At 70.7% G+C, this 25,551-nt stretch carries 21 protein-coding genes; 9 read left to right on the forward strand and 12 right to left on the reverse strand.

The window, feature by feature from the left end; translation table 11 throughout:
• Nucleotides 1–1,320 (reverse strand): NYN domain-containing protein, encoded by a 1,320-nt coding sequence (locus tag IE207_RS01245; protein ID WP_190182108.1) that lies wholly within the window; start codon nucleotides 1,318–1,320, stop codon nucleotides 1–3.
• Nucleotides 1,321–1,533: 213 nt separating this feature from the next.
• On the opposite strand from IE207_RS01245, the gene IE207_RS01250 reads away from it, so the two are divergent.
• The gene (locus tag IE207_RS01250) at nucleotides 1,534–1,698 is read left to right on the forward strand and encodes a hypothetical protein (RefSeq protein WP_190182109.1); all 165 of its coding nucleotides are present in this window, start codon (nucleotides 1,534–1,536) and stop codon (nucleotides 1,696–1,698) included.
• 72 nt (nucleotides 1,699–1,770) lie between these two features.
• Here the strand turns inward: IE207_RS01250 and dnaE are convergent, their stop codons facing one another.
• Complete coding sequence (gene dnaE / locus IE207_RS01255) at nucleotides 1,771–5,313, reverse strand: DNA polymerase III subunit alpha (protein ID WP_190182110.1); 3,543 nt, start codon at nucleotides 5,311–5,313, stop codon at nucleotides 1,771–1,773.
• Between the two features lie 160 nt (nucleotides 5,314–5,473).
• Between dnaE and IE207_RS01260 the strand changes: the two genes are divergently transcribed.
• The 5 genes from IE207_RS01260 (at nucleotide 5,474) to IE207_RS01280 (ending at nucleotide 11,419) form a co-directional block, all read left to right on the forward strand.
• Nucleotides 5,474–6,799, forward strand: a complete 1,326-nt coding sequence (locus IE207_RS01260; protein ID WP_190182111.1) for a DUF2252 domain-containing protein — start codon at nucleotides 5,474–5,476, stop codon at nucleotides 6,797–6,799.
• Between the two features lie 59 nt (nucleotides 6,800–6,858).
• On the forward strand, nucleotides 6,859–7,551 hold the full coding sequence (locus tag IE207_RS01265; RefSeq protein ID WP_190182112.1) for a hypothetical protein: 693 nt from the start codon (nucleotides 6,859–6,861) through the stop codon (nucleotides 7,549–7,551).
• Between the two features lie 53 nt (nucleotides 7,552–7,604).
• Nucleotides 7,605–8,399 (forward strand): DsbA family protein, encoded by a 795-nt coding sequence (locus IE207_RS01270; RefSeq protein ID WP_190182113.1) that lies wholly within the window; start codon nucleotides 7,605–7,607, stop codon nucleotides 8,397–8,399.
• A gap of 193 nt (nucleotides 8,400–8,592) precedes the next feature.
• Entirely contained in the window at nucleotides 8,593–10,251 is a 1,659-nt protein-coding gene (locus IE207_RS01275) for an alkaline phosphatase D family protein (RefSeq protein ID WP_190182114.1), read from the forward strand.
• Nucleotides 10,252–10,474: 223 nt separating this feature from the next.
• Nucleotides 10,475–11,419, forward strand: coding sequence for a zinc metalloprotease (locus IE207_RS01280; RefSeq protein ID WP_190182722.1), 945 nt, complete (start codon nucleotides 10,475–10,477; stop codon nucleotides 11,417–11,419).
• 120 nt (nucleotides 11,420–11,539) lie between these two features.
• Here IE207_RS01280 and IE207_RS01285 read toward each other — a convergent pair whose 3' ends face one another.
• The gene (locus IE207_RS01285) at nucleotides 11,540–12,109 is read right to left on the reverse strand and encodes a dienelactone hydrolase family protein (RefSeq protein ID WP_190182115.1); all 570 of its coding nucleotides are present in this window, start codon (nucleotides 12,107–12,109) and stop codon (nucleotides 11,540–11,542) included.
• Between the two features lie 55 nt (nucleotides 12,110–12,164).
• Between IE207_RS01285 and IE207_RS01290 the strand changes: the two genes are divergently transcribed.
• On the forward strand, nucleotides 12,165–13,217 hold the full coding sequence (locus IE207_RS01290; protein ID WP_190182723.1) for a mechanosensitive ion channel family protein: 1,053 nt from the start codon (nucleotides 12,165–12,167) through the stop codon (nucleotides 13,215–13,217).
• Here the strand turns inward: IE207_RS01290 and IE207_RS01295 are convergent.
• The 5 genes from IE207_RS01295 to IE207_RS01315 all read right to left on the reverse strand — a co-directional run bounded on the left by IE207_RS01295 (nucleotide 13,214) and on the right by IE207_RS01315 (nucleotide 18,044).
• Entirely contained in the window at nucleotides 13,214–14,806 is a 1,593-nt protein-coding gene (locus IE207_RS01295; RefSeq protein WP_190182116.1) for a Na+/H+ antiporter, read from the reverse strand. The genes IE207_RS01290 and IE207_RS01295 overlap by 4 nt on opposite strands.
• Before the next feature lie 293 nt (nucleotides 14,807–15,099).
• Nucleotides 15,100–15,564 (reverse strand): GNAT family N-acetyltransferase, encoded by a 465-nt coding sequence (locus tag IE207_RS01300; protein ID WP_190182117.1) that lies wholly within the window; start codon nucleotides 15,562–15,564, stop codon nucleotides 15,100–15,102.
• On the reverse strand, nucleotides 15,561–16,502 hold the full coding sequence (locus tag IE207_RS01305) for an RluA family pseudouridine synthase (RefSeq protein WP_190182118.1): 942 nt from the start codon (nucleotides 16,500–16,502) through the stop codon (nucleotides 15,561–15,563). The genes IE207_RS01300 and IE207_RS01305 overlap by 4 nt, the downstream gene beginning before the upstream one ends.
• A 41-nt stretch (nucleotides 16,503–16,543) precedes the next feature.
• Nucleotides 16,544–17,104: a signal peptidase II gene (gene lspA / locus IE207_RS01310; RefSeq protein WP_190182119.1), complete on the reverse strand. Its 561-nt coding sequence runs from the start codon at nucleotides 17,102–17,104 to the stop codon at nucleotides 16,544–16,546.
• Between the two features lie 109 nt (nucleotides 17,105–17,213).
• A complete protein-coding gene (locus tag IE207_RS01315; RefSeq protein WP_308433541.1) occupies nucleotides 17,214–18,044 on the reverse strand; it encodes a TraR/DksA family transcriptional regulator in 831 nt (276 codons plus the stop codon).
• Between IE207_RS01315 and IE207_RS33925 the strand changes: the two genes are divergently transcribed.
• Together IE207_RS33925 and ileS are read left to right on the forward strand one after the other, a co-directional pair.
• Complete coding sequence (locus tag IE207_RS33925) at nucleotides 18,025–18,525, forward strand: hypothetical protein (protein ID WP_308433542.1); 501 nt, start codon at nucleotides 18,025–18,027, stop codon at nucleotides 18,523–18,525. The two genes, IE207_RS01315 and IE207_RS33925, sit on opposite strands and share 20 nt — an antisense overlap.
• 417 nt (nucleotides 18,526–18,942) lie before the next feature.
• Nucleotides 18,943–22,089, forward strand: a complete 3,147-nt coding sequence (gene ileS / locus IE207_RS01320; protein WP_190182121.1) for an isoleucine--tRNA ligase — start codon at nucleotides 18,943–18,945, stop codon at nucleotides 22,087–22,089.
• A 318-nt stretch (nucleotides 22,090–22,407) separates the two neighbouring features.
• On the opposite strand, the gene IE207_RS01325 is transcribed toward ileS, so the two are convergent.
• From IE207_RS01325 to IE207_RS01340, 4 genes are all read right to left on the reverse strand, one after another.
• Nucleotides 22,408–23,619 carry a DivIVA domain-containing protein gene (locus tag IE207_RS01325; protein WP_190182122.1) on the reverse strand — a complete coding sequence of 404 codons (1,212 nt, stop codon included), beginning with the start codon at nucleotides 23,617–23,619 and terminating at the stop codon, nucleotides 22,408–22,410.
• An 82-nt stretch (nucleotides 23,620–23,701) separates the two neighbouring features.
• Nucleotides 23,702–23,998, reverse strand: coding sequence for a YggT family protein (locus IE207_RS01330; RefSeq protein ID WP_030155988.1), 297 nt, complete (start codon nucleotides 23,996–23,998; stop codon nucleotides 23,702–23,704).
• A gap of 60 nt (nucleotides 23,999–24,058) precedes the next feature.
• Complete coding sequence (locus IE207_RS01335; protein WP_190182123.1) at nucleotides 24,059–24,667, reverse strand: cell division protein SepF; 609 nt, start codon at nucleotides 24,665–24,667, stop codon at nucleotides 24,059–24,061.
• A 164-nt stretch (nucleotides 24,668–24,831) separates the two neighbouring features.
• The gene (locus IE207_RS01340) at nucleotides 24,832–25,551 is read right to left on the reverse strand and encodes a YggS family pyridoxal phosphate-dependent enzyme (protein WP_190182124.1); all 720 of its coding nucleotides are present in this window, start codon (nucleotides 25,549–25,551) and stop codon (nucleotides 24,832–24,834) included.

Consider the following 25,551-nt stretch of genomic DNA (forward strand, 5'->3'; position numbering starts at 1 on the left):
TCATCCCTGGTCGGCCGCCGGGGTCGCCGCCGGCCCGGGCACGGCGGCGGCCGGGCCCGTCACGTGCTCGGCGGCGGCGCGCACGTCGATCTCGCGCCAGAAGCCCGCACGGATGGCGTACCGGTCGTGCTCGTCGATCTGGTCGTCCTTGTGGGCGAGGAGGCCGAACCGGGCCGCGTAGCGCAGCAGCTCCCCGTCGATGCGGTGCGGGATCCGCGGGTACATGGTGGCGAGTTTCTGCAGGTGGCCGGCTTCGGGCAGCCGTTCCATCCAGCGCCGGGCGAACACCTGGCCGACCTCGAACGGGTCACCGCCGACGGTGGTGATGTCCTCCTCGCGGTCCGCCCAACGCTGCTCGGCGCTGGTGAGCTGGGCGAGGGTGGGCAGGGAGGCGGTTTCGGCGGGTTCACCGAGCGGTCCGGCCCGGTCGATCCACCCCTTGTCGGAGGACCAGCGCAGGGCGCTCCCGGCCGGGGCGGCCGCCGCGCCGGCCGCGTTCTGCGGGGCGGCGGTGACGCCGGGGGCGCGCAGGGCGGCGAGGTCCTTGGGGGTGGGTACGGGTCTGGCCCCCTCGGCGGCCACCTCGGCGGCGCCTTCGGCGGTCGGCGCCGGTACGGGCGCGGGCCGCCCGGCGGTGGGGGCGGTGCCGGTGGGGGTGCCGTTGCGGGCGGCTTCGGCGAGCGCCGCCTCGGGCAGCGGGGCGGAGAGGATGGCGGCGATCTCGGGGCGCGGGGCGGGCGCCGGGGAGCACAGTCCGGTGAGGTCCTTGGCGCGGACGGCGCGGGTGATCCAGACCCGGTCCAGGACGCGGCGTTCGTCGGCTTCGGCAACGAGGTCCTCGGACTGGTTGTAGTCGCCGTCGGCGGCCTGGACGGCCCACAGGTGGACGGCGACGCCGTGTTCCTTGGCGGACATGAGGCCGGGCAGCAGGTCGCCGTCGCCGGTGACCAGGACGACGTCCGAGCAGGCCCGGTTGCGGGCGAGTTCGGTGAGTTCGGCGTGCATGGCGGCGTCGACGCCCTTCTGCGCCCAGCGGCCGTCGCTGCGGGTCAGGGCGCCGAGGCGGACGGTGACCCGGGGCATCACGCGCAGGCGGCGGTGTTCGGGCTGCGGCACCCGGTCGGGTGCGCCGTCGAACCAGTAGATGCGGAGCAGCGGCTGCTGGGTGTCGGCTTCGGCGCGTTCGCGCAGGCCCTGGATGAGGGCGGTGTGGTCGACGGTGATGCGGGAGCGGGAGGGCTCCCCTGCGAGAAGGCTGGCGGCGGCACCCAGCAGGTAGCCGGCGTCCACAAGGACGACGCAGCGGTCCACGCGTTCCACCCTCTTCCCTGGGGGTCCCCGATAGGTTTTCCCCGAGTCTGCCCGACCGCAAGGGTGTTGACGGCCGGAACTCGATCATCGGCGTGGCGTATCTCACGCCGGACCCGGGACGGGCCCGCGACTACGCATGGCAATGATCCAAAATGCGCGGTTTCCGGTGCTGTGTGAGTGTGAAGGCGGCCCCGGCCCCTACACCTCTCACGGAGGCTTCCCATGGCCAAGAACAAGAACCGTCAGCAGCCCGCCAAGACCTCGGACCGCGCGCAGTCCCAGGATCAGGCGAAGAGCTCGGTGCAGTCGTCGCCCGAGCCGTCGTCGGCTCCGAGCCCGATGCACATGGCCGGCAAGCGCAAGGAAAAGAAGTTCGGCCACAACTAAGGTCCCCCGCACCTGCGGGAAGGGCGCGTCCGGCAGTTCCGGGCGCGCCCTCGCCCGTGTGTCCGCCCGGCGCTACCCGGCCAGGCAGGAGGGGCCGAGGAGCACCTTGAGGTCGCCGAAGAGGGCGGGGTCGGGCTGGACGCGGTGCTTGTCGAGGCGCAGGACGGTGGTCGTGCGCGGACCCTGGAGCTTGATCCGTACCTCGGTGTTGCCGCGGTGGTGGCGCAGGATCTCCCCCAGACGGGTCACCATCGGAGGGGTGACCTTGACGGTGGGGATGGTCAGGACGACGGGGGCGTTGGTTCCGGCGGAGGACAGGTCGGGGACCATCATCTCCATGGCGACCAGGCGGGGCACGTCCTCGCGCTTGTCGAGGCGGCCCTTGACGAAGACGACGGTGTCCTCGACCAGCTGCGTGGAGACGAGCTGGTAGGTCGCCGGGAAGAACATGCATTCGATCGAGCCGGCGAGGTCTTCGACGGTCGCGATGGCCCAGGCGTTGCCCTGCTTGGTCATCTTGCGCTGGAGGCCGGAGATGATGCCGCCGATCGTGACGACGGCGCCGTCCGAGTGTTCGCCGCCCGTGAGCTGGGAGATGCCGGCGTCGGTCTTGTCGGACAGGACGTGTTCCAGACCGAAGAGGGGGTGGTCGGAGACGTAGAGGCCGAGCATCTCCCGCTCCTGGGCGAGCAGGTACGACTTCTCCCACTCCACGTCGGAGAACTCGACGTCGAGGCCGAAGCCGGGTTCGTCGGCGGCGTCCTCGTCACCCATTGCGCCGAAGAGGTCGAACTGGCCCTCGGCCTCCTTGCGCTTGACCGCGACCACGTTGTCGATCATCGATTCGTGGTGGGCGACCAGCCCCTTGCGGGTGTGGCCCATCTCGTCGAAGGCGCCGGCCTTGATCAGCGACTCGACGGTCCGCTTGTTGCAGACGACGGCCTCGACCTTGTCCAGGAAGTCGGGGAAGGAGGAGAACTTCCCCTTGGCCTTCCTGGTCTTGATGATCGAGTCCACGACGTTCTGGCCGACGTTGCGGACGGCGGTGAGGCCGAACAGGATCACGTCGTCGCCCTGGGCGGCGAAGTTCGGCTCGGACTCGTTGACGTTCGGCGGGAGCACCTTGATGCCCATGCGGCGGCACTCGTTCAGGTAGATCGCGGACTTGTCCTTGTCGTCCTTGACCGAGGTGAGGAGACCGGCCATGTACTCGGCCGGGAAGTTCGCCTTGAGGTAGGCGGTCCAGTAGGAGACGAGGCCGTACGCGGCGGAGTGCGCCTTGTTGAAGGCGTAGCCGGCGAAGGGGACCAGCACGTCCCACAGCGCCTGGATCGCCTGGTCGCTGTAGCCGTTCTTGCGGGCACCGGCCTGGAAGATCGTGAAGTTCTTCGCCAGTTCCTCGGGCTTCTTCTTGCCCATGACGCGGCGCAGGATGTCGGCTTCGCCGAGCGAGTACCCGGCGATGATCTGGGCGGCCTTCTGGACCTGCTCCTGGTAGACGATCAGGCCGTAGGTGACCGCGAGCACCTCTTCGAGCGGCTCTTCCAGCTCGGGGTGGATCGGTGTGATCTCCTGCTGCTTGTTCTTGCGCAGGGCGTAGTTGGTGTGCGAGTTCATGCCCATCGGGCCCGGCCGGTACAGGGCGGACACGGCGGAGATGTCTTCGAAGTTGTCGGGCTTCATCAGGCGCAGCAGCGAGCGCATGGGACCGCCGTCGAACTGGAAGACGCCGAGGGTGTCACCGCGGCCCAGCAGCTCGAAGGTCTTGGGGTCGTCGAGCGGCAGGGCCAGGAGGTCGATGTCGATCCCCTTGTTGGCCTTCACCATCTTGACGGCGTCGTCCATGATCGTGAGGTTGCGCAGGCCCAGGAAGTCCATCTTGAGCAGGCCGAGCGACTCGCAGCTCGGGTAGTCCCACTGGGTGATGGTGACGCCGTCGGTGTGCCTCACCCAGACGGGTACGTGGTCGGTGATCGTCTCGCTGGACATGATCACGCCGGCGGCGTGGACGCCCATCTGGCGCACCAGGCCCTCGACGCCCATGGCGGTGTCGATGACCTTCTTGACGTCCGGCTCGTTCTCGTACATCCCGCGGATCTCGCCGGCCTCGCCGTAGCGCGGGTGCTTGGGGTCGAGGATGCCGGAGAGCGGGATGCCCTTGCCGAGGACGTCGGCGGGCATCGCCTTGGTGAGGCGGTCGCCCATCGCGTACGGGTAGCCGAGGACGCGCGCCGAGTCCTTGATCGCGTTCTTGGCCTTGATGGTGCCGTACGTGCCGATCATGGCGACCTTGTCGGCGCCGTACTTCTCGGTCACGTACCGGATCACTTCGACGCGCCTGCGCTCGTCGAAGTCGATGTCGACATCGGGCATGGAGACGCGCTCGGGGTTCAGGAAGCGCTCGAAGATCAGGCCGTGGGTGAGGGGGTCGAGGTCGGTGATGCCCATGGCGTACGCGACGATCGAGCCGGCCGCGGAGCCTCGGCCGGGACCGACCGCGATGCCCTGGTTCTTGGCCCACATGATGAAGTCGGCGACGACGAGGAAGTAGCCGGGGAAGCCCATCGAGATGATCGTGTCCATCTCGTACTCGGCCTGCTTCATCCGGTCCTCGGGGATGCCTCCCGGGTAGCGGCGGTGCATGCCGCGCATGGTCTCCTCGCGGAACCAGGTGACCTCGGTGTAGCCCTCGGGGATGTCGAACTTCGGCATCAGGTTCCGGAACTGGAACATGCCCTCGGTGTCGATCTGCTCGGCGACCAGCCGGGTGTTGGCGCAGCCCTCCTGCCAGGCGTCCGAGGAGTCGATGGCGTACATCTCGTCCGTGGACTTGAGGTAGTAGCCGGTGCCGTCGAAGCGGAAGCGGTCCGGGTCGGAGAGGTTCTTGCCGGTCTGGATGCACAGCAGCGCGTCGTGCGCGGTGGCCTCGTGCGCGTACGTGTAGTGCGAGTCGTTCGTGACCAGCGGCGGGATGCCGAGCTTCTTGCCGATCTCCAGCAGCCCGTCGCGGACCCGGCGCTCGATCTCGATGCCGTGGTCCATCAGCTCCAGGAAGTACCGCTCCTTGCCGAAGATGTCCTGGTACTCGGAGGCGGCCTTGAGGGCCTCGTCGAACTGGCCGAGGCGAAGGCGGGTCTGGAGCTCGCCGGAGGGGCAGCCGGTGGAGGCGATGAGCCCCTCGGACCACTTGGAGATGGTCTCCTTGTCCATGCGCGGCCACTTGGTGAGCCAGCCCTCCGCGTAGGCGTCGGAGGACAGCCGGAAGAGGTTGTGCAGGCCGGTGGCGTTCGCCGCCCAGATCGTCTTGTGGGTGTAGCCGCCGGAGCCGGAGACGTCGTCGCGCTTCTGGTGCGGCTGGCCCCACTGGATGCGCCGCTTGTTGCGCCGGGACTCGGGGGCGACGTACGCCTCGATGCCGATGATCGGCGTGACGCCGGCCTTCTGCGCGGAGTGGAAGAAGTCGTAGGCGCCGTGCAGGTTGCCGTGGTCGGACATCGCGATGTGCGTCATGCCCATCTCGTTGCACGCGTTGAACATGTCCTTGAGCCGCGCGGCACCGTCCAGCAGCGAGTACTGGGTGTGGACGTGCAGGTGCGTGAACGGCGGCTTGGTCACGGTGGGGGTCCTCCGGCGACGGGAGTGGGGGGGCGACTTCGAATCCTACGTCGGGCCGGTGACACATCGGGGGCACTCACCGGTACGGTCAGGCGTTGCACCGGCCAGGAGCACCTGTCCGAAAACCGATTGGCACACGCGCCACCAGGAGGAACCCGCCATGGCGGTCCCCGAGACGACGAACGAGCAGCGCGCCGAGCAGATACTCGACGTGTTCGACACCGCTTTCGGTGAGCTGCTCGCCGCCGACCCCGCTGCCTTCCAGGTGAAATTCCGGAAGATGGCGGCCTCCGCCTTCGCCTTCTACCGCGGCACGGCCTGCCTGTTCTACGCCGATCTGGAGCGCGACCGGCACGGCGGCCCGTACCTGGACGAGCGGACGGGCCGGGTGTGGATCCACGGCGACCTGCACGCCGAGAACTTCGGCACGTACATGGATTCCAACGGCCGGCTGATCTTCAACATCAACGACTTCGACGAGGCGTACGTCGGCCCCTTCACCTGGGACCTCAAGCGCTTCGCGGCCTCCGTCGCCCTGCTCGGCTACACCAAGGCGCTCAGCGACGGCCAGATCAGCGAGCTGGTGCGGATCTACGCGGCCGCCTACCGGGAGCGGATCCACCGCCTGGCGGCCGGCGCCAAGCACGAGGAGGTCCCCTCCTTCACGCTGGACACCTCCGAGGGCCCGCTGCTGGGGGCGCTGCGCGCGGCCCGGGCGCGCACCCGGTTCGAGCTGCTGGCATCGATGACCGAGATCAGGGACTACGAGCGCCGCTTCACCTCCGGTCCCGGCACGCTGGAGCTGGACGCCGCCACCCGGTACAAGGTGCTGGCCGCCTTCGACGGATACCTGGAGACCCTGCCGGAGGAGTCCCTGGTGCGGCCGGATTCCTACCGGGTCAAGGACGTGGTGGGGCGGCGCGGCGTGGGCATCGGCTCGGCCGGGCTGCCCTCGTACAACATCCTGCTGGAGGGGCACAGCGACGCCCTGGAGAACGACGTCGTGATCTACCTCAAGCAGGCCCAGACCCCGGCGGTGTCCCGGCACATCACCGAGCGGGCCGTGCGGGAGTACTTCCTGCACGAGGGGCACCGCACGGTGATCTCCCAGCGGGCCCTCCAGGCGCACGCCGACCCGTGGCTGGGCTGGACCGAGCTGGACGGCGCCGGGCAGCTGGTGGCGGAGGTCTCCCCGTACGCGGTGGACCTGGACTGGTCGGATCTGGACGACCCGGAGGAGATCGCGGCCGTCGTCGCGGACCTGGGCCGGGCGACGGCCACCATGCACGCGTCGGCGGACGAGGCGGAGAGCGGCCATTCTCTGGTCCCCTTCTCCACCGAGCGCGCCATCGACGCGGCGATCGCCGCCGACGAGGAGGGCTTCGGGGAGCTGCTCGTCGACTTCGCCCACGCCTACGGGGCCCGGGCGCGCGCCGACCACCAGATCTTCGTGGACCTGTTCCGCAACGGTCGTCTCACGCCATAGTCGGGGCCCGCCCGGCCCCCGGCCCCGGATTCACAGGCAGCCGTGGCAGACTCGCCGGGATGGACATATCCGGGGCAGGGATCCGAGGGCTGCGGGCCGCGCTGTTCAGCGCGCTCGTCGTGCTGCTCTCGACCGGGTCGCACGTCGTGCTGTCCCGGATGCCGCTGCCTCCCACGCTGGTGGCCGGGGCCTTCGCCGCCGTGTTCGCGCTGGCCTTCGCGCTGGCCGGCCGGGAGCGGGGCTTCGGTCCCATCGCCGGGCTGCTGGTGCCGCTGGAGCTGGCGGCCGACACCGTCTTCACCGCCGGGCAGCACTTCTGTTACGGCCCGGCGGGCGGTCCCGTCGCCGGGCCGCTGCACGCGCTCGGCCTGGACGGTCTCTGTGGCGGCACCCCGGTGGGCGGGCCGCTGACCGGGGTGGCGGGCCCCGCCGCCGACCCGGCGACGCTGCTCGCGGCGGCCGGGCCGTGGACGCCCTGGCTGCTGCTGGGCGCCCACGTGTCGGCGGGACTCCTGGCCGCCGGATGGCTGCGCTACGGGGAGCGGGCGCTGGGCCGGCTGCTGCGGGCGGTGGGCGTCCTCGCCTTCCGGCCGCTGCTGCTGGCGGTGGCCGCCGTGGTGGCGGCGGGCGGACCGGCGCGCCGGGCGGTGCGGCCGACGGCCCGGGGCGCGGGGGCCCGTACCCGGTTCCCGGCGCATTCCGTGGGACGGCGGGGACCTCCCGTACGGCGTGGGGCGCTCGCGAGCGCCTGACGCAGTACGGCAGACCCCCATCCCCCGCATACGGAAATCCCACGGAGACAGACATGAGTGCACGCAACAGCCAGGTGAACAAGGCGGCGGCCCGCGAGCGGCTGCGCATCGAACGCGAGAAGCAGGCCAAGAGGGCCAGGGCGCGCCGCCAGCTGTTCGTGGCGGGTGCCGTCGTCGCCGTCCTCGCGGTCGCGGGCGGCGTCGGCTACCTGGTCGTGCAGAACAGCCAGCCCTCCCACTGGGAGAAGGCCGCCAAGGCGGAGCTGGTGAAGCCGAAGAACACCACGGGTGAGGACGGCCTGACGGTCGTCGTCGGCAAGGCGGACGCGAAGAAGACCCTGGAGCTCTACGAGGACCCGCGCTGCCCGGCGTGCGCGGCCTTCGAGCAGGCGGTCGGCTCTCAGGTGCGCAAGGACGTCGACGCGGGCAAGTACAAGCTCCACTACTACGGCGCCACCTTCATCGACAACGGCGCCAAGGGCGAGGGCTCGAAGAACGCGCTGAGCGCGCTGGGCGCGGCGCTGAACGTCAGCCCGGAGGCCTTCCTCGACTACAAGGCCGCGCTGTACTCCAAGGAGCTGCACCCGCAGGAGACGGTCGACAGCTTCGCCAAGGACGACTACCTGATCAAGGTCGCGGACACGGTTCCGGCGCTCAAGGGCAACGCCGAGTTCAAGAAGGCCGTCGAGGACGGCACGTACGACCGCTGGGCGATGGACATGGCCAAGGCCTTCAACAAGTCCGGGGTGACGGGTACCCCGACGCTCAAGATGGACGGCAAGAAGATCGACACCCCGTCGACGCCCGAGGCGTACACGGCGGCGCTCGACAAGGCCCTGGCAGGCTGATTCCCCCTGCCGGGACGGCCGGTGGGCGGCCGGTGGGCACCCGGTGGACGGCCGGTGGGCACCCGGTGGACGGCCGGCGGGCACCCGGTGGACGGCCGGCGGGCGAACGGGCGGGCGAACTCCCAGAGTTCGCCCGCCCGTTGCTTTACCGAGGGTATCCCGGAAGGCATACCCGTCAGTAATATCATCGGCCGTGACCAGTCATCTCTCTTCTTCCGCCTCGGTGAACCCCCGCCGCCGTACGGTGGTCAAGGCCGCCGCCGCCACGGCCGCCCTCGCGCCGATCGCGGCCCTGGGCGCCACCGCCGCCCACGCGGCGGATTCCGTCCCCGCCTTCCTGCACGGCGTCGCCTCCGGCGACCCGCTGCCCGACGGGATCCTGCTGTGGACCCGCATCACCCCGACCGCCGACGCCGTGCCCGGCTCCGGCCGCGGCCCGGACACCCGGGTCGGCTGGGAGGTCGCGGAGGACAAGTCCTTCTCCCGCGTCGTGGCGAGCGGGTCCGTCACCGCGACCGCCGCCGCCGACCACACCGTCAAGGCGGACGTGCGCGGCCTGCGGCCCAAGACCGTCTACTGGTACCGGTTCACGGCCGGCGCCACCGTCTCCCCCGCGGGCCGCACCCTGACCGCCCCGGCCGCCGACGCGAGCACGGCGGGCGTGCGCTTCGGCGTGGTCTCCTGCGCCAACTGGGAGGCCGGCTACTTCTCCGCGTACCGCCACCTGGCCGCCAGGACCGACCTGGACGCGGTCCTGCACCTCGGCGACTACATATACGAGTACCAGACCGGGGGTTTCCCGGAGGCCAAGTACGTCGTACGGCAGCACGAGCCGCAGCACGAGATCGTGAACCTCGCCGACTACCGCACCCGGCACGGCAAGTACAAGACGGACGCCGACCTCCAGGCGGTGCACGCCGCGCACCCCGTCATCGCGATCTGGGACGACCACGAGTTCGCCAACGACTGCTGGTCGGGCGGGGCGGAGAACCACACCCCGGGCGCCGAGGGCGACTGGGCGGCCCGCGCGGCCGCCGCCAAGCAGGCCTACTTCGAGTGGATGCCCGTACGCCCCTCCATCGCCGGCACCGTCTACCGGCGGCTGCGTTTCGGTACCCTCGCCGACCTGCACCTACTGGACCTGCGCACCTTCCGCTCGCAGCAATCCAAGATCGGCAGCGGGGCGGCGGACGACCCGGAGCGCACCATCACCGGGCGCGCGCAGCTGGACTGGCTCAAGTCGGGGCTTTCGTCCTCGCACGCGACCTGGCAGCTGGTCGGCACGTCCGTGATGATCTCGCCGGTGGCCTTCGGCTCGCTGCCCGCGCACCTGCTGCAGCCGCTCACCAAGCTGCTCGGGCTGCCCGAGGGGGGCATAGCGGTCAATGTGGACCAGTGGGACGGCTACACCGACGATCGCAGGGAACTCCTGGGCCACTTGAAGGACCAGGGCATCAAGAACACGGTGTTCCTGACCGGCGACATCCACATGGCGTGGGCGAACGACGTCCCGGTGAACAAGGCGACCTACCCGGCCTCGGGCTCGGCGGCGACCGAGTTCGTGGTGACCTCGGTGACTTCCGACAACATCGACGACCTGCTGCACGTACCGGCCGACACCGCCTCGCTGGTCGCCGAAGCGGCCATCAAGGCCGCGAACTGGCACGTCAAGTGGCTGGACATGGACGCGCACGGGTACGGCGTCCTGGACGTGACGGCAGAGCGCTCACAGATGGACTACTACATCGTTTCCGACAAGCGGCGCCAGGACGCCACTTCGGCGTGGTCACGCTCGTACCGCACCCTGAGCGGCACGCAGCGGGTGGAACGGGCCGACCGTCCGGTTCGCTGACGTAGCGTCAAATTTGCGGTGAGGAGGGGCGCCTGGTTCATACCAGGCGCCCCTTCCGCATCCTCGGCAACAAATCTTTAACCTACGAGATCTTGCCATTCTGCTGACATGCACACGTAAGCTGCGCGTCAGCGTGAGGACGTACCTCACCCCCCACCACGCTTCGCGAGGAGTCAACGTGCGCGCCAACGCCCGCATATCCCCCCTGCTCCGCCGCCGCCTCATGGGTACGGCCGTCCTGGCCGGAACCCTGGCCTTCGCACCGCTGACGGCTCCCACGACCGTCGCCGCGGCCAAGTCCTCGGAGGCATGTACCGGCCATTCCGCCGAGGCCTCGGCGAACGCCCGCGTCGCCCGCCCCAAGGACCACCACGCGGCCGACCCGAACGAGATCTCGGACGCCCAGGTCAAGGCCATGGACGCCGACCTCAAGAAGAAGCTGTCCCAGGCCACCCCCCAGCAGCTGGACGGCATGCGCGCCGGCGCCGCCACCGCGACCACCATCCCGGTGTACGTGCACGTCATCACCTCCGGCACCGCCGGCAAGCTGACGGCGACCGACATCAACAACCAGCTCTCGGTGCTGAACGCCGCCTACAGCGGCAAGGGCACCAACAACGCGGACACCGGGTACCAGTTCAGCCTCGCCGGCACGGACTACACGGACAACGCCGCCTGGTACAACGTCTCCGACGGCACCCAGGCCGAGAAGGACATGAAGAACGCCCTGCGCAAGGGCGGCAAGAACGCGCTGAACCTCTACACCGCCAACCTCGGCGGCGGGCTGCTCGGCTGGGCCACCTTCCCCAGCTCCTACGCCTCGCAGCCGACGATGGACGGCGTGGTCATCCTCAACACCTCGCTGCCCGGCGGCTCCGCCACCAACTACAACGAGGGCGACACCGCGACCCACGAGGTCGGCCACTGGATGGGCCTCTACCACACCTTCCAGGGCGGCTGCTCGGGCAGCGGTGACTCCGTCGCCGACACCCCGGCCGAGCAGAGCGCCGCGTTCGAGTGCCCGACCGGCCGTGACAGCTGCACCAACAAGACGGGCGTCGACCCGATCCACAACTTCATGGACTACACGTACGACTCCTGCATGTACCAGTTCACGGCCGGCCAGGTGGCCCGCATGAAGAGCATGTGGACCGCCTACCGCGCCTGATCAGCGCACACCCCGCCTGATCGGCGCCCGCCGCGGCGGCGGCGGACGGCGGCCACGTGAACAGGGGCCCGGCCCGGCGGACATCCGCCGGACCGGGCCCCTGCCCGTGCGCAGCCCCCGCTACAGGCTGTCGAGGAACGCCAGCGCGACCTTCCACGTCTGCTCGGCGGCCTGCGCGTCGTAGTCGTCCAGTTCCGGATCGGTGAACAGGTGCCCGGCGCCCTGGTAGCTGTGGACCTCCACGTCCGCCCCGGCCCGCCGCATGCGCAGGTACCAGGCCGTCAGCCAGTCGTGCGGCTCGAACGGGTCCGGGTCGGCCACGTGCAGCTGCACCGGCAGCCCGTCGGCCGAGGCGCTGTCCTCCAGGTCCGAGGTGCCGTGCAGGAGCAGCAGCCCGCGCGCCTTCTCGTCGTGCAGCGCCAGGTGCTGGGCCATGGAGGCGCCGAAGGAGAAGCCGGCGTAGACCAGGCCCTGGTCGGAGTAGGGGGCGGCGGCCAGCACGGCCCGCTTGAGCAGCTCGTCGCGGCCGATCTCGTCCTGGTGGGCCATGCCCTCCTCGACGGTGCCGAACGTACGCCCCTCGAAGAGGTCGGGCACCTGGACGGTGTGTCCCGCCGCGCGCAGCCGGTCGGCCGCCGCGTGCACCGCGGGCCGCAGCCCGTACGTCGAATGGAAGAGCATGATGTTCATTCCTCCATCGTGCCAGTTTCCACCGGCGCGATCCGGTTAGGTTGCCCGCATGGAGATGGAGAACGTCCTTCGCCCCGTCACGGTCATCGGCGGCTCGCTGGTCATCACCCTGCTCGCGGGCTGGGTGCTGGACCTGCTGCTGCGCCGGGCCGATGCCCGGCACCACGAAACGCCCCTGTGGGACCAGCTGCGCCGGTGCCGGGTGCCGTTCCAGATCGTGCTGTGCACGGCACTGCTCAGAGGCTCCTACCGCTCCTCGCGCATCCTGCCGCAGCACGCGGACGGCGTCGGCCGGACCCTGACCCTGACCCTCATCGCCTCCACCGCCTGGCTCCTCGTCCGGATCGCCACGGCGATAGTCGACTCCGGCTACGCGCGCTACGCCTCCGGCTCGCGCGACGCCGCCAGGGTCCGCCGGGTGCGCACCCAGGTGACGCTGATCCAGCGGGTGGTGACCGCGGTGGTCTCGGTCGTCGCCGTCTCGGCGATGCTGCTGACCTTCCCCGCGATGCGCACGGTCGGCACCTCGATGCTGGCCTCGGCCGGTGTGCTCGGCATCGTGGCCGGCGTCGCCGCCCAGTCATCGCTGGGCAACCTCTTCGCCGGGCTGCAGATCGCCTTCGGCGACACCGTCCGCATCGGGGACACGGTGGTCGTGGACAAGGAGTGGGGAACGGTCGAGGAGATCACCCTCACCTTCCTGATGGTGCGCACCTGGGACGAGCGCCGGATCACGATGCCGGTCTCCTACTTCACCAGCAAGCCGTACGAGAACTGGTCCCGCGGCGGCGCGCAGATGACGGGCACCGTCTTCCTGCACCTGGACCACTCGGCGCCCGTCGACCTGATGCGCGAGCAGCTCGCGCAGATCCTCAAGGAGACGCCGGAGTGGGACGGGCGCGCGAGCGGCCTGGTGGTGACCGACACCACACCCAACACCATCGAGGTCCGGGCGATGGTCACGGCGAAGGACGCCGACGACGTGTGGACCGTGCGGTGCGCGGTCCGCGAACGCCTCATCGCCTGGCTGGTGGCCAACCACCCGTACGCCCTCCCCCGCGTGACGACGGCCGACGCGCTGCGCCCCCCGGCGCCGCGAAGGGGCTAGGGGTTGCGCAGGCTGCGCACGTCCAGGTGGCGCAGGACCCGGTCGACGATCTCCGGATCGGCGCCGGGTTCGCTGCGCGCGGCCAGCACCTCGTGCCGGGCCGCCGACATCATCTCCCGCTGGATCCGCTGCACGTCGCGGATCCGCTCCACCCGCTTCGCGTACGCCTCGCGCCGTTCCTCGTCCACCATGTCGGGGCTGATCCGGGCGCCCACGTCGTACGCCCTGCGGTACAGGACCTCCAGCAGGTCGTCGGGGAGGTCCTCGTCGTCCTCGATCTCCTGCAGCCGCCGCTTGGCGGCCTTCGCGGCGCGGATGGCGAGCCGCCGCTCGATGTCCCGCTCGGCGTCCTCGTCGGCCTCGACGCCAAGGCGCCGCACGAGCCAGGGCAGGGTCAGTCCCTGGCAGAGCAGCGTCACCATGATCACGGCGAAGGCGATGAAGATGATCTGGTCCCGGGCCGGGAAGGGCTCACCGGCATCGGTCTTGAGCGGGATGGCCAGCGCCAGCGCCACCGAGGCCACACCGCGCATCCCGGCCCACCACATGACCGTGCTCTCCCGCCAGCTGACCGGGATCTCCTCGGCGTAGTTGCGCCGCTTGTGCAGCCGCTTCGCCAGCCAGCCCGCCGGCAACAGCCACAGCAGCCGTACGCCGACGACCACCGCCACGACGGCCGCCGCCCAGCCCGCCATCTGCTCCTCGCTGCCGCGCGCGGTACCGAAGACGTGGTGCAGCTCCAGCCCGATCAGCCCGAAAGCGACGCCGGTGACCAGCATGTCGACGATCTCCCAGAAGGTGTGGCCGGCCAGCCGCCCCAGCACGTCGTCGGCGTCGGTCGCGTACTCGGCGAGGAACAGGGCGGTGGTCAGCACCGCCAGCACGCCCGAGCCCCGGAGCTCCTCCGCCACGACGTACGCGACGAACGGCACCAGCAGCGTCAGCCCGATCTGCAGCGTGGCGTCGCCGAGCCGCCCCATGAGCCGGTTCGTGAGCCATCCCAGGGCCAGGCCCACGGCCAGGGCGACCACGGCGGACAGCACGAACTCGCCGAGCGCGTCCGGCCAGGAGAAGCTGCCGCTGACGGCGGCGCCTACGGCCACGTGGTAGAGCACGATGGCGGTGACGTCGTTGAACAGGCCCTCGCCCTCCAGGATCGACACCAGTCGGCGCGGCAGTCCCAGCTGCCCGGCGACGGCGGTGGCCGCCACGGGGTCGGGTGGGGCCACCAGCGCTCCGAGGGCGACGGCGGCGGCCAGCGGCAGCCCGGGGACCACGGCGTTCGCCACGGCGGCAACGGCCGCCGTGGTCACGAAGACCAGGGCCACCGCCAGCAGCAGGATCGGCCGGACGTTGGCGGCGAACTGGCGCCAGGAGGTGCGTTGCGCGGAGGCGTACAGCAGCGGAGGCAACACCAGCGGCAGGATGTACTCGGGCGGGATGTCGACGTTCGGGACGACCGGCACGAGCGCCATCACGACCCCGCCGATGGTCATCAGCACGGGCGCGGGCAGCCCCAGCCGGTCCCCGAGCGGCACGGTGACCACGGCGCCGAGCAGCAGTACGAAGAGGAGAGCTAGCTGATCCACTCCCCCACCCTGCCATTACGCTGCCGCTTCCCTGCGGGGTGGGCAGCCCCCGCCGCGCCCGTGTCGGTCGGCCCCCGCACCGTCGGCACGGCCCGGGTCGGCACTTTCAGCCCCGCCGGCGTTTGAGGCGCGTGCGGGTCCGCGTTTTCAGCCCCGCCGGCGTTTGAGGCGCGGGGTCTGGGGCCGGAGCCCCAGGGAACCCAGCTACCGCCGGGAGGGCCCCCACGAGGGCGTGAGTTGCGCCGGCGGGGCTGGAGATGGCCGGCGGGCCGCAAGAATGCTCCCCCGGCGCGTTACGGCACGTGGCGGCGCATGGCGCGGTGCGGGATGCCCGCGTCCTGGAACTCCGGGCCGTAGGCCGCGTAGCCGAGGCGCTCGTAGAAGCCCAGCGCGTGCGTCTGCGCGCCCAGGTCCACCGCCGTCAGCCCCCGCCGGACCGCCTCCGTCTCGATGGCCCGTACCAGGGCCGCCCCCACGCCCGTCCCCCGCGCGGCGGCGCTCACCGCGAGCCGGCCGAGGGAGCCGACCTCCGAGGAGCCCGTCTTGCCGAGGGCGCCCGGCCCGTGCAGCAGCCGGCCGGTGCCCAGCGGCTCCCCGTCCGGCCCTTCGGCCAGTACGTGCACGGCGTCCGCGTCGTAGGCGTCGTACTCGACCGACTCCGGCACGGACTGCTCCACCACGAACACCTCCCTGCGCACCGCGAAGCACGCCGCGAGGTCCGCCTCGCACGCCGCGACACGGACGGTGAAAGCCGTCACTCGCTCTCGGCCCGGATCACGTCCAGGGCGTGCTGGAGGTCCGCCGGGTAGTGGCTCTCGAACTCCACCCACTGCCCGTCCGCCGGGTGCTCGAAGCCCAGGCGCACGGCGTGCAGCCACTGCCGGGTCAGCCCGAGCCGCTTGGCGACGGTGGGGTCGGCGCCGTAGGTCAGGTCGCCGACGCAGGGGTGGCGGTGGGCGGACATGTGCACGCGGATCTGGTGCGTGCGGCCCGTCTCCAGCTTGATGTCGAGCAGCGAGGCCGCCCGGAACGCCTCGATCAGGTCGTAGTGGGTGACGGAGGGCTTGCCCTCCTGGGTCACCGCCCACTTGTAGTCCGCGCTGGGGTGACGGCCGATCGGCGCGTCGATGGTGCCGCTCATCGGGTCCGGGTGGCCCTGCACCAGCGCGTGGTAGCGCTTGTCCACCACGCGCTCGCGGAACTGGTTCTTGAGCGAGGTGTACGCGCGCTCGGACTTCGCGACGGCCATCAGGCCGGACGTGCCGACGTCGAGGCGGTGCACGATGCCCTGGCGCTCGGACGCGCCGGAGGTGGAGATCCGGTACCCGGCGGCGGCGAGGCCGCCGATGACGGTGGTGCCGGTCCAGCCGGGGCTCGGGTGGGCGGCGACGCCCACCGGCTTCATGATGACGACGATGTCGTCGTCATCATGGACGATCTCCATGCCCGGGACCGGCTCGGCGACGAGCTCGACCGGCCTCGGCGGCGCGGGCATCTCGACTTCGAGCCAGGCGCCACCGTGCACGCGCTCGGACTTCCCGACGACGCTGCCGTCGACCGCCACCTTCCCCGCGGCCGCGAGTTCGGCCGCCTTCGTCCGGGAAAATCCGAACATACGGGCGATTGCGGCGTCGACGCGCTCGCCCTCGAGGCCATCGGGAACGGGCAGGGTGCGGATCTCGGGAATCGTACTCACCTGTCGAGTATGCAGGACCCGACAGACGGGCAGTCCCGCGATCAGTCCTTGTGGACGGTGCCGTCCGGGTCCAGACCCTTGAAGGAGAGCAGGACGATCAGGACGCCACCGCACACGATCGCCGAGTCCGCGAGGTTGAACACGGCGAAATGGGTGGGCGCGATGAAGTCGACGACGGCCCCGCGGAAGATGCCCGGCGAACGGAAGATCCGGTCGGTCAGGTTGCCCAGGGCGCCGCCCAGCAGCAGGCCCAGCGCGATCGCCCACGGCAGGCTGTAGAGCTTGCGCGCCAGCCGGACGATCACCACGATCACGGTGGCCGCGATACAGGTGAAGATGATCGTGAAGGCCTCGCCGAAGCCGAACGCGGCACCCGGGTTGCGGATGGCCTCGAATTTCAGCAGGTCGCCGACGACCTCGATCGGCTGCTGGTGCTCCAGCTTGGCGACGACGACCATCTTGCTGCCGAGGTCGATCAGGTACGCGAGTACCGCCACCACCAGCAGCGCCGCGATCCGCCGGTGCCCCTTGGGCTCGGTCGGCTCCGGCTCCGCGCCTTCCCCGACGTCGGGCGTACCGATGATGCGCTCCGCCTCTGCCACGTGAGTCCCTCGAACTAGCACGAACCAGGTTCCCGGCAGGTTCCTGGACCCTGACGAGACACGAGGGTACGTCAGGGTCCCGTGAGCCGCGCCGCCTCCCCGGGCCGGTTCAGTGCCTCCGCTCCTGCTTCTGCTTGCAGTCCACGCACAGGGTGGCCCGGGGGAAGGCCTGCATCCTGGCCTTGCCGATGGGCTTGCCGCAGTTCTCGCAGAAGCCGTACGTGCCCGCCTCCAGGCGTTCCAGGGCGCGCTCGGTCTGCTCCAGCATCAAAGTGGCGTTCGCGGCGAGGGCCAGCTCGGATTCCCGGGTGATGTTCTTGGTTCCCGTATCGGCCTGGTCGTCGCCCGCGCCGTCGCCGGAGTCCCGCATGAGGCCCGAGATGGCCTGCTCGGACGCCTCCAGTTCGGCGCGCAGCCGCAGCACCTCGCTCGACAGCTCCGACCTGGCCTCGGCGACCTCGTCGGGCGTCCAGGGGTCCTCACCGGGGCGTACGGGCAGCTCGCCGGGGGCGGCCACGGGGCCCGGGGCGGTGGAGGCCGCCTTGGGCAGGCCGCTGGTGGCGGCCTCGGCCGTCTTGCGCGTCGCGCCGGTGCTCTTCTTGGCAACCACTTTGCGGGCTCCAGTCTCTGTCGCGGCCTGCGCCGCCCCCTCGGCCCCGGCCGTTTTGGCCGTGGCCCTGCTCGCCGTCGTCTTCTTGGCGGCCGTCTTCTCGGCGGCGGCCGTCTTCTCGGCGGCGGCCGTCTTCTCGGCGGTGGCCGTCTTCTCGGCGGTGGCCGTCGCCTTCTTGGCGGGCGCCTTCTTGGCGGATCCCTTGGCCGCCGGCGCCTTGGTCGCGGACGCCTTCCTCGCGGGTGCCTTGGTCGCTGCCGGCTTGGTGGCCGCTGTCTTGGTGGCGGATCTCTTGGTGGCGGAGGTCTCGGTGGCGGGCGCCTTCTGCACAGCTGTTCTTTCCACAACTGCCTTCTTCACGGGTGCCTTGGTCGCGGATGCCTTCTTGGCGGGTGCCTTCTTGGCCGTTGCCTTCTTGGGCTTTGCCTTCTCGGCGGTCGCCTCGCCGGCAGCTGTCTTCTTCCCGGGCGCCTTCTTCGTGGGTGCCTTTGTCGCCGGTGCCTTTCTCGTGCCCCTCGCGGTGGACGCCGCCGCCCTTTTCGTGGCGGGCGCGGTCGCGGATGCCTTCCTGGTGGCGGTTCCCTTCCCGGCCGGGGCGTCCGTCCCGGCGCGGGCCCCGGCTGCCTTTGCGGCAGCCTTCTCGGTAGTCCCGGCGGTGTTCTTCGCCACCATGGCCGCGGCCCCTTCACATACTGTGATCATTGCTCGCGAATCGTGCCGGAACGATAAATCGGCTCCGGCCCCACGGCAACGGGGCGCGCATCCGTCGCGGCCAACCTGCATCCGTTGTGCCCATCCGGAAGCCCGGTAATCCGCCCCTCCCGTCCCGACAGCGCCCGGACCGGCCACGTCGGCCCATCCGGGTCACACGGCGCCCCCGCCGGGACCCCGCGGCGTCGCCGCGCCGCCCGGCAAAACCGGTCGGCCGCGCACCGCCCGGCCCCGTACACTGGGCCCAGCGAAAGGCATGGATGGGGACGAGTAGCGTCGGACGCAGCCAGGAGCGACCCGGGGACGGTGAGAGCCCGGGGGCGAGCGCGATGTGAAGGATCACCCCGGAGCCGCCGGAAGAAAGCCGTCCCGACGGCCAGTAGAACCGGCTTCGCACCCCAATGAGGGGGCCACCGGCGCTGTCCGGCGGCCAAGGAGGGTGGTACCGCGGGAGCAGTAGACGGCTCTCGTCCCTCCGGACGGAAGTCGCATCCCGCCGGAGGAAGAGTTCAGCCTCATGACCACACCGCCGCAGTACCGCCCGGTACCCGCCCAGGTCGACCTGCCTGCCCTTGAGCACGCCGTCCTCGACTTCTGGCGCGAGAACAAGACCTTCGACAAGACCCTGGCCCAGTCCGAGGGCCGCCCCGAGTGGGTCTTCTACGAGGGCCCGCCCACCGCGAACGGCATGCCCGGTGCCCACCACATCGAGGCCCGCGTCTTCAAGGACGTCTTCCCCCGCTTCCGCACCATGCGCGGCTACCACGTGGCCCGCAAGGCCGGCTGGGACTGCCACGGCCTGCCCGTCGAGCTCGCCGTCGAGAAGGAGCTCGGCTTCAACGGCAAGCAGGACATCGAGGCCTACGGGATCGCCGAGTTCAACGCCAAGTGCCGCGACTCCGTCACCCGTCACACCGACGCGTTCGCCGAGCTCACGACCCGGATGGGCTACTGGGTCGACCTGGACGACGCGTACCGGACCATGGACCCCGAGTACATCGAGTCCGTGTGGTGGTCGCTCAAGGAGATCTTCAACAAGGGCCTGCTCACCCAGGACCACCGCGTCGCCCCCTGGTGCCCGCGCTGTGGCACCGGCCTGTCCGACCACGAGCTGGCGCAGGGCTACGAGACCGTCGTGGACCCCTCGGTCTACGTGCGCTTCCCGCTGACCTCCGGCCCCCTCGCGGGCCAGGCCGCGCTGCTGGTCTGGACGACGACCCCGTGGACCCTGGTCTCCAACACCGCCGTGGCCGCGCACCCCGAGGTCACGTACGTCGTGGCCGGCAACGGCGAGGAGAAGCTGGTCGTCGCCCAGCCGCTGCTGGAGAAGGCCCTCGGCGAAGGCTGGGAGGCCACCGGCGAGACCTTCACGGGCAAGGAGATGGAGCGCTGGACGTACGAGCGCCCGTTCTCGCTCGTGGAGTTCCCCGAGCCGGCCCACTACGTCGTGAACGCCGAGTACGTCACGACCGAGGACGGCACCGGTCTGGTCCACCAGGCCCCCGCCTTCGGCGCCGACGACCTCGCGGTCTGCCGCGCGTACGGCCTGCCGGTCGTGAACCCGGTCCGCCCCGACGGCACCTTCGAGGAGGACGTCCCGCTGGTCGGCGGCGTGTTCTTCAAGAAGGCCGACGAGCGGCTGACCGCCGACCTCGACGCGCGCGGACTGCTCTTCAAGCACATCGCCTACGAGCACAGCTACCCGCACTGCTGGCGCTGCCACACCGCGCTGCTCTACTACGCGCAGCCGTCCTGGTACATCCGCACCACCGCCGTCAAGGACGCGATGCTGCGGGAGAACGAGAAGACGAACTGGTTCCCGGACTCCGTCAAGCAGGGCCGCTTCGGGGACTGGCTCAAGAACAACATCGACTGGGCGCTGTCCCGCAACCGCTACTGGGGCACCCCGCTGCCCATCTGGCGCTGCGAGGAGGGCCACCTCACCTGCGTCGGCTCGCGCGCGGAGCTCTCGGAGCTGTCGGGCACGGACCAGTCGGCCCTGGACCCGCACCGCCCGTACATCGACGCCGTCACCTTCACCTGCACCCACGAGGGCTGCTCCCTCGAAGCGGTGCGCGTTCCGGAGGTCATCGACGCCTGGTACGACTCGGGGTCGATGCCGTTCGCGCAGTGGGGGTACCCGTACAAGAACAAGGAGCTCTTCGAGCAGCGCTACCCGGCGCAGTTCATCTCCGAGGCCATCGACCAGACGCGCGGGTGGTTCTACACGCTGATGGCGGTCGGCACCCTGGTGTTCGACAAGTCGTCCTACGAGAACGTGGTCTGCCTGGGCCACATCCTCGCCGAGGACGGCCGCAAGATGTCCAAGCACCTGGGCAACATCCTGCAGCCCATCCCGCTCATGGACCAGCACGGCGCGGACGCGGTGCGCTGGTTCATGGCGGCGGGCGGCTCCCCGTGGGCGGCGCGCCGCGTGGGCCACGGCACCATCCAGGAGGTCGTCCGCAAGACCCTCCTCACGTACTGGAACACCGTCGCCTTCCAGGCCCTGTACGCCCGTACGTCGAACTGGGCGCCGTCGGCGGCCGACCCGGCCCCGGCGGACCGCACGGTCCTGGACCGCTGGCTGCTGTCGGAGCTGAACACCCTCGTGGCCGAGGTCACGGAGGCGATGGAGTCGTACGACACCCAGCGCGCCGGGAAGCTGCTGTCGTCCTTCGTGGACGACCTCTCCAACTGGTACGTCCGCCGCTCGCGCCGCCGCTTCTGGCAGGGCGACGCGGCCGCGCTGCGCACGCTGCACGAGGTGGTCGAGACGGTCACCCGTCTCCTCGCTCCGCTCACCCCCTTCATCACGGAGCGGGTCTGGCAGGACATGATCGTGCCGGTCACGCCGGAGGCGCCGGAGTCGGTGCACCTGTCGTCGTGGCCGGTCTCGGACGCGGCTCTGGTGGACCCGGTCCTGTCCCGGCAGATGCAGCTGGTCCGCCGCCTGGTGGAGCTGGGCCGGGCGACGCGCGCGGAGTCGGGCGTCAAGACGCGTCAGCCGCTGTCGCGGGCGCTGGTCGCGGTCTCGGGCTTCGAGTCGCTCACGCCGGAGCTGCACGCCCAGATCACCGAGGAGCTGAACGTCTCCTCGCTGGCGTCGCTCTCCGAGGTCGGCGGGTCGCTGGTGGACACCACGGCGAAGGCCAACTTCCGTGCGCTGGGCAAGCGTTTCGGCAAGGGCGTGCAGGACGTGGCGAAGGCGGTGGCCGCGGCCGACGCGGCGGCCCTGTCCCTGGCCCTGCGCTCGGGCGGGGCGTCGGTGGAGGTGAACGGGGAGGCGGTCACCCTCACCCCGGAGGAGGTCATCATCACGGAGACCCCGCGCGAGGGCTGGTCGGTGGCGTCCGACTCGGGTGCGACGGTGGCGCTGGACCTGGAGATCACGCCGGAGCTGCGGCTGGCGGGGCTGGCGCGTGACGCGATCCGCCTGATCCAGGAGGCCCGGAAGAACTCCGGCCTGGACGTGGCGGACCGGATCGCGCTGCGGTGGTCCGCGGCGGACCCGGAGGTGACGACGGCCCTCACGGACCACGCGGCGCTGATCGCGGACGAGGTCCTGGCGACGGACTTCGCCTCTGGCCCCGCGGACGGCACGTACGGCGCCGAGTTCACGGACGAGTCCCTGGGCCTGACGTTCCGCCTCCGCAAGGCGTAGCCCCTCCGGCCACCTGTGGCCCGGTCCCCCACCGGGGGGGCCGGGCCACAGCCGTACCCCGCGCGGCCCGCTGCGGCCCTGCCACCGTTCCCGCCCCAAGGCGACACTCCGCGCCTGCGCCTCAATCGCCGGCGGGGCGGGAAACACCCAGGCGTCCTCACCCGGCGCCGCGGGCCGCCCGAATTCCAGCCCCGCCGGCGATTGAGGCGCGAGGTGCGGGGGCGGAGCCCCGGGGACGGGAACGGGCCGGGCCCGGTGCCCCCTGGGGGGAACCGGGCCCGGCCCGTGACTGCTGCTGACGCCGCAGAGGCGTACCGCCTAGTTGTCGTCCTCGTCGATCAGGAAGCCCCGCATGGGAGACGGCGCCTGCATCGGCTGCGGCGCAGCCGGCCGCACCGGAGCCATCGGCTGCGTCATCGCCGGGGACATCTGCTGCTGGCCGCCGTAGGACGGACCGCCGCCCATCGGGGAGGGACCGCCCATGGGGGACGGGCCGCCCATGGAGTGGCCCATCGCACCGGCCGGGGCCATCGACGGAGCCGGCGACGGCGGCAGGGCCGGACCGGACGGACCCCGCGGCGGGGCGAGGGAGTCGTCGGCCTGGGTCTCCAGCTGGCGCAGCTGCGACTCCAGGTAGGACTTGAGGCGCGTACGGTACTCGCGCTCGAAGCCCCGCAGGTCCTCGACCTTGCGCTCCAGCGTGGCGCGGGCGGACTCCAGGGAGCCCATCGCGACGCGGTGCTTCTCCTGCGCGTCCCGCTCCAGCGCGTCGGCCTTGGCGCGGGCGTCCCGCTCCAGGCCCTCGGCGCGGCTACGGGCCTCGCCGACGATCTTGTTGGCCTCGGAGCGGGCCTCCGCGATCGCCTGGTCGGCGGTCTGCTGCGCGAGCGACAGGACGCGGGCGGCGCTGTCGCCACCGGGGCCCTGCTGCGGGAGCTGCGGCTGCTGCTGGTGCATGGGCTGGCCCATGGGCTGCATCTGCTGCCCCATCGGCTGCATCTGCTGGCCCATCTGCTGCCCCATGGGCTGGCCGAGCGGGTTCTGGCCGCCCATGGACTGCTGCTGCATGGACTGCTGCTGCATGGGCTGCTGGCCCATCTGCTGCTGGCCCATCTGCTGCGGCTGGCCGCCCATGGTGTGCTGCTGCATGGGGCCGCCCATCGGGCCGGGGCCCTGCGGGCCGTGGCCGCCGGGGCCGGCGGGCAACTGCGGCTGGCCGCCCGGCAGCTGCGGCGGGCCCATCTGCTGCTGCTGCTGCGGCGGGCCGGATATGGCCGCCGGGACGGGGCCGCCGGGGCCTCGCTGGTCCTGGGGCTCGGGCTTGCGCATGCCCTGCTGCTGCTGGTTCTGCGCGGCGGCTCGCGTAGCGGCGGCCAGCTTCGCGCGCAGGTCTTCGTTCTCGCGCAGCAGGCGCGTCAGTTCGGACTCGACCTCGTCGAGGAAGGCATCGACCTCGTCCTCGTCATAGCCTTCTCGCAGGCGGACGGTCGTGAACTGCTTGTTCCGCACGTCCTCGGGAGTCAGCGGCATGTCTTCTTCACCTCTACGTAGTCGTCGGCAGTCGGCAAGACCGTATCGGGATCGTCCCCGCGCGCGCGGAGAAGCTCATCGTTCACACGCTTCTCGCAGCGGTGCTCACGAAACTGATGAGGATGTAAACGATGATCATCAGAACGAAGAAGGACAGGTCGAGTGCCACGCCCCCGAGACGCAACGGCGGGATGAAACGCCGGAGAAGCTTGAGCGGTGGATCGGTGACAGTGTAGGTGGCCTCCAGAACGACCACCATCGCCTTGCCGGGTGTCCATGAGCGTGCGAACTGGAACACGTAGTCCATGACCAGTCGGAAGATCAGCACGATAAGGAAGCACATCAGCGCGATGTAGACCACCTGCAGTGCGACGCCCATCCCGCGCTTCCCTCTCCCCTGCTCCCGCTCTGTTCCCGGCCCCGTGTCTGACGGATCGGTCTAGCTTTGGTTGAAGAACCCGCCCTCCGCGATGCGGGCCTTGTCCTCCGCCGTGACATCGACGTTAGCAGGCGACAGCAGGAACACCTTCTGTGTCACGCGTTCAATGCTGCCGTGCAGACCGAACACGAGGCCGGCGGCGAAGTCGACCAGACGCTTCGCGTCGGTGTCGTCCATCTCCGTGAGGTTCATGATCACCGGAGTGCCCTCACGGAAGTGTTCCCCGATGGTACGGGCCTCGTTGTAGGTCCGGGGGTGCAGCGTCGTGATGCGGTACGGCTCCCGCTCGGAGACGACCTTGGGCATGATCACGGGTGCGTTCTTCTCCATGCTGGTGCGGTCAGGTGTGATGGATGCCACGGGTGCGATTCGCGCCGGACGTCCGTTTTCGACCGGAGCCGGGGCGGGTTCCCGCGGCGCCGGAGGCTGTACTGCGCGTACCGGTTCGTCCGTTACGGGCGTTTGGTGCGCTGGTGGCTGACGCCGGCGATCCCGCTCCGGCTCCGGCTCGGGCTCGAACTCGTCATCGGGGTCGTACCCCGGATTGTCGTACCGGTCGTCCTCCACGAGGCCGAGGTAGACCGCCATCTTGCGCATCGCGCCGGCCATTCTCCGAGTCCTCCGCTCTGTGGTGGATCGCCCTGTCGCAGGTGCCGCTGTGCCAGCGAAGGCTTTGTCGGCGATGTCACCAACTGCCCGCGATCCACGTGGTCTGTCCGCTCATCGGCGGAAATGACCATATTTTCTGCTGTGGTCCGACTTTCTTCGCGACGTTACCCGAGCCGGGGTCTCGCGCCGAGTACCGCAGTGCCGACGCGCACATGTGTCGCACCGGCCGCCACGGCCTGTTCCAAGTCCGCGCTCATTCCGGCCGACACCATCGTGGCAGCCGGATGGTCGGCGCGCAGGCCGGATGACAATTCCACCAGCCGCTCGAAGGCCGCCTGTTCGCGCCCCGCGTAGGGGCCCGCCAGCGGGGCCACGGTCATGAGACCGTCGAGCCGCAGTCCCGGTGCGGCGGCCACGAGGTCCGCCAGTTCGGGGAGCAGGTCGGGCGCCGCCCCTCCCCGCGCACCCCGTTCGCCCGACTCGGCGTCCAGGGCGACCTGTACGAGGCAGCCGAGTTCGCGCCCCGCGCCCTGCGCGGCCGCCGACAGCGCCGTGACGAGCTTCGGCCGGTCGACCGACTGCACCACGTGCGCGTATCCGGCCACGGAACGGACTTTGTTCGTCTGCAACTGGCCGACGAAGTGCCAGTCCAGTGGCAGGTCCGCGCAGGCCGCGGCCTTGGGGGCGGCGTCCTGGTCGCGGTTTTCCGCCACATGACGGACACCCAGGTCCGCCAGCAGTCGTACGTCGCTCGCCGGATACGTCTTGGTGACCACGATCAGCGTCACCTCGTCCCGCGCGCGGCCGGCCGCCGCGCAGGCGGACGCGATCCGCCCCTCCACCCGCGCGAGGTTTTCCGCGAGTTCCGACTTACGGTCCATCAT

This window comes from Streptomyces cirratus (assembly GCF_014650775.1).
Lineage (GTDB): Bacteria > Actinomycetota > Actinomycetes > Streptomycetales > Streptomycetaceae > Streptomyces > Streptomyces cirratus.

Bases quoted from the DNA above. Each gene is read 5' to 3' on its own strand.
- IE207_RS01280 (WP_190182722.1), top strand. From the start codon at position 10,475: ATGGGTACGGCCGTCCTGGCCGGAACCCTGGCCTTCGCACCGCTGACG.
- IE207_RS01335 (WP_190182123.1), bottom strand. From the start codon at position 24,667: ATGGCCGGCGCGATGCGCAAGATGGCGGTCTACCTCGGCCTCGTGGAG.
- IE207_RS01250 (WP_190182109.1), top strand. From the start codon at position 1,534: ATGGCCAAGAACAAGAACCGTCAGCAGCCCGCCAAGACCTCGGACCGC.
- IE207_RS01270 (WP_190182113.1), top strand. From the start codon at position 7,605: ATGAGTGCACGCAACAGCCAGGTGAACAAGGCGGCGGCCCGCGAGCGG.
- ileS (WP_190182121.1), top strand. From the start codon at position 18,943: ATGACCACACCGCCGCAGTACCGCCCGGTACCCGCCCAGGTCGACCTG.
- IE207_RS01325 (WP_190182122.1), bottom strand. From the start codon at position 23,619: ATGCCGCTGACTCCCGAGGACGTGCGGAACAAGCAGTTCACGACCGTC.
- IE207_RS01330 (WP_030155988.1), bottom strand. From the start codon at position 23,998: ATGGGCGTCGCACTGCAGGTGGTCTACATCGCGCTGATGTGCTTCCTT.
- IE207_RS01340 (WP_190182124.1), bottom strand. From the start codon at position 25,551: ATGATGGACCGTAAGTCGGAACTCGCGGAAAACCTCGCGCGGGTGGAG.
- IE207_RS01260 (WP_190182111.1), top strand. From the start codon at position 5,474: ATGGCGGTCCCCGAGACGACGAACGAGCAGCGCGCCGAGCAGATACTC.
- IE207_RS01265 (WP_190182112.1), top strand. From the start codon at position 6,859: ATGGACATATCCGGGGCAGGGATCCGAGGGCTGCGGGCCGCGCTGTTC.
- IE207_RS01290 (WP_190182723.1), top strand. From the start codon at position 12,165: ATGGAGAACGTCCTTCGCCCCGTCACGGTCATCGGCGGCTCGCTGGTC.
- IE207_RS01285 (WP_190182115.1), bottom strand. From the start codon at position 12,109: ATGAACATCATGCTCTTCCATTCGACGTACGGGCTGCGGCCCGCGGTG.